4 protein-coding genes and 1 pseudogene are annotated in these 3,655 nt (G+C 47.1%); all 5 read right to left on the bottom strand.

What is annotated here, in order from left to right; all coding sequences use genetic code 11:
• A partial coding sequence (gene purL / locus WAM07_RS17665) for a phosphoribosylformylglycinamidine synthase subunit PurL (RefSeq protein WP_422168704.1) occupies positions 1-1,529 on the bottom strand: 1,529 nt, incomplete at its 3' end.
• Positions 1,513-2,196 (bottom strand): phosphoribosylformylglycinamidine synthase subunit PurQ, encoded by a 684-nt coding sequence (gene purQ / locus WAM07_RS17660; RefSeq protein WP_422168703.1) that lies wholly within the window; start codon positions 2,194-2,196, stop codon positions 1,513-1,515. The genes purL and purQ, both read right to left, overlap by 17 nt.
• The gene (purS, locus tag WAM07_RS17655; RefSeq protein WP_422168702.1) at positions 2,197-2,442 is read right to left on the bottom strand and encodes a phosphoribosylformylglycinamidine synthase subunit PurS; all 246 of its coding nucleotides are present in this window, start codon (positions 2,440-2,442) and stop codon (positions 2,197-2,199) included.
• Positions 2,430-3,152 (bottom strand): phosphoribosylaminoimidazolesuccinocarboxamide synthase, encoded by a 723-nt coding sequence (gene purC / locus WAM07_RS17650; RefSeq protein ID WP_422168701.1) that lies wholly within the window; start codon positions 3,150-3,152, stop codon positions 2,430-2,432. Before purC ends, purS begins: the two co-directional genes overlap by 13 nt.
• A 109-nt stretch (positions 3,153-3,261) precedes the next feature.
• A pseudogene (locus WAM07_RS17645) lies at positions 3,262-3,655 on the bottom strand (adenylosuccinate lyase); the annotation flags it as partial.

Raw genomic sequence — 3,655 nt, 5'->3', positions numbered from 1 at the left:
GGATTTTCTGGAGATCCGAAGTTCAAACCGTCCGTCAGTCCTAGAGGTCGTCCGCCGGAGCAGACAATATTCCGGGCTGCTTCCGCAACAGCAATTTTGCCTCCGACTTCCGGGTCCACATAGATATAGCGGGAGTTACAGTCGGTCGTCATCGCAAGAGCTTTATCCGTGCCTCGAACCCGTAATACGGCTGCATCTGAACCTGGAGATACGACGGTGTTCGTCTGGACCATGGAATCATACTGGTCATAGACCCATTCTTTACTGGCAATGGTCGGCTGACTTAAAAGATTGTGAAGGGTGTACCTATGGTCCGTTACGGTTGGGACGTAAGGCTCCATTGCCTGGAAATCGTTATAGTAAGCCGGAATCACAGAAGGCTGATGATAGACAGGAGCGTCCTCCGCCAGGCTATCCACCGGTACATCCGCCACCATCTCTCCTCGATGCTCCAGCCGGAAGTGCTTCGTATCCGTAACTTCTCCTACTGCCACAGCTTCCAGATCATATTTACGGAATACTTGTGCGATTTCTTCTTCGCGTCCTTTTTCCACAACAAGCAGCATGCGTTCCTGAGACTCAGACAACATCATTTCATAAGGTGTCATGTCCAGTTCGCGCTGAGGGATTAAATCAAGGTTCATCGTCATGCCCGTCCCTGCTTTACTGGCCATTTCACTGGCTGAAGAAGTGAGACCGGCAGCGCCCATATCCTGAATACCTACAAGTGCTTCGTGCTGAATGACATCCAGACAAGCTTCAATGAGGAGTTTTTCCATGAATGGGTCACCAACCTGCACCGAAGGACGCTTCTCTTCAGATTCTTCGGAGAGCTCTTCGGAGGCAAACGTTGCCCCGTGAATACCATCACGCCCGGTTTTAGCTCCAACGTACATAACTGTATTGCCGATCCCGGCAGCAATTCCTTTTTGAATATCCTTATGCTCGATCAACCCGACACACATGGCGTTGACAAGCGGGTTGCCGTTGTAGGCATTGTCGAACTGGACCTCGCCACCTACTGTCGGGACGCCGACACAGTTGCCGTAGCCTGCGATCCCGCGGACTACTTCTTCGAACAAATACTTAACGCGAGGCTGTTTCAGCGATCCAAATCGAAGGGAATTGAGTAAAGCAATCGGGCGTGCACCCATGGAGAAGACGTCACGTAAAATACCGCCAACACCGGTCGCTGCTCCCTGGTAAGGCTCCACAGCAGAAGGGTGATTATGACTTTCAATTTTGAAAACAACTGCCTGGTCATCGCCAATATCGATGATGCCAGCTCCCTCTCCTGGACCTTGAAGGACTTGCGGCCCTTCTGTTGGAAACTTCCTTAGAAGCGGTTTGGAGTTTTTGTAACTGCAATGTTCCGACCACATAACAGAGAATAGACCGGTTTCTGTATAATTCGGACGGCGGCCGAGAATATCTTTAATGGAGGCATATTCTTCGTCCCGCAGTCCCATTTCACTGTAAAGCTTTTGCTGTTCGATCTGTTCCGGGCTGATTTCAAGCTTTGATGGCATGGTTATTCCTCCAATGTGTCAAAATAGACTGGAACAAACGCAGTCCGTCTTCATTTCCAACTATAGCTTCCACCGCTCGTTCCGGGTGAGGCATCATGCCAAGCACATTACCTGCTTTGTTCGTAATCCCGGCGATGTTCCCTACGGATCCGTTGGGATTGTTCTCATATGTGAAAGCAATCTGGCGATTATCTTTCAGTTCCTGATAAGTGGCTTCATCACAATAATAGTTTCCGTCGCCGTGAGCAATCGGGATGCTGATTTTTTCCTGTGGTTCATAATTACGGGTGAACATGGTTTCCGCATTTTCTACGTTTAATGTTTCAAAATGACACATGAATTTCAGATGCTTATTGGATAACATAGCGCCTGGCAAAAGCCCCATCTCAAGCAGAATCTGGAATCCGTTACAGACACCAAGTACCGGTTTGCCCGCTTCCGCTGCTTCACGGATCTGACCGATCACATTGGAAGTAGAAGCGATGGCTCCTGAGCGCAAATAATCTCCATAAGAGAATCCGCCCGGTAGAAGTACGGCATCATACGAGCTCAAATCCGCTTCCTGATACCAGACAAGATCGGCTTCTTCTCCGAGGGCGTCTTTGACAGCGAAGTACATATCACGATCACAATTGGAGCCTGGAAATACGACAACAGCAAATCTCACTTAGACAACCTCCTCGATCGTGTAGGTGTAATTTTCAATGACTGGGTTCGCAAGCAATTGATCGCACATCTTATCTACCTGCTCTTCAATATCGTTCGTGTCTTCCATCATAACTTCCATATACTTGCCAACGCGTACCTCGTTGACGTTTTTATACTCCAGGGAATGAAGGGAGTTCTGTACTGCTTTACCCTGGGGATCAAGAACCCCTTCTTTTAATGTGATGTAGATCTTTACTTTGCGCATGTGTTTTCCTCCAGTCGTTGTAATATTAGTTCGTACGTCTCGATCAAGTTTCCAATACCCTCGCGGAAGACATCCTTGTCCAGTTTCTGTCCGCTCTCTAAATCCCAAAGACGGCATGTATCTGGTGAAATTTCGTCAGCCAGGACAATCGTTCCGTTTTTTAAGCGTCCGAATTCCAGTTTGAAATCAACAAGCTGCAGTCCAGCCTGTTTAAATAGTTCGATTAAATGTTCATTGATCGTAAGGGCCATTTCTTTGATGTGGGTTAATTCCTGTTCGCTGACATCTGTCAGGTGATAAGCATGAACGTCGTTAATGATAGGATCATCCAGTTCATCTTTTTTATAAAATAATTCGACAATAGGCGGGGTGAAGGTTGTTTTTTCTTCGATACCGAGCCTGCGTGTTATACTGCCGGCAGCGACATTACGTACAACCACTTCTAAAGGAATAATGGTCGTTTTTTCAACTAGTTGTTCCGTATCGTTCAACGCTTCAATAAAGTGGGATGGAATGTGATGCAGCTTTAAATAGTCAAATACTCGGGAGGTAATCAAATTGTTCAGCCGGCCTTTGCCTTCAAATTGATCTTTTTTCTTGCCGTTAAAGGCGGTGGCGTCGTTCTTATAAGATAAAATTAATCGTTCCGGCTGGTCCGTCACGTGATAAACTTTCTTGGCTTTTCCTTCATATAACAGCGAACCCTTCATCAATAGACACCTCACTTAAATAGTATTAGATGGATGTGGAGATCTGGTAATTTATGTATGACCTGGTCTGTAAATGATTGGAGGACCAGGTCATACAGTTATTGGTAATTTACAGGCCGATGCGGCTGAAGATGCGGTCGACGTTTTTCAGGTGGTGTTTGTAATCGAAGCAGGCGTCCAGCTGTTCTTCTGACAGCGTCGCCGTGATCTGCTCATCCGCTTCTACCAGTTCACGGAATGGAATACCACGTTCCCACGCTTCCATGGCTTTCGGCTGCACCAGATCGTAAGCTTCTTCTCGGACCATACCTTCATCAATCAGTGTCAGCAGAACTCTTTGAGAGAAGATTAATCCGTATGTTTTCTCCATATTCTCCTGCATCCGTTCCGGGAAGACCGTTAAATTCTTAACGATCGAAGCGAAACGATTGAGCATGTAGTTAATAGCTATCGTCGCATCCGGCAGAATCACGCGCTCGGCAGATGAATGAGAGATGTCCCGC

This window comes from Halobacillus sp. (assembly GCF_049282395.1).
Lineage (GTDB): Bacteria > Bacillota > Bacilli > Bacillales > Halobacillaceae > Halobacillus.
This window is presented reverse-complemented; position numbering and strand designations above follow the sequence as displayed.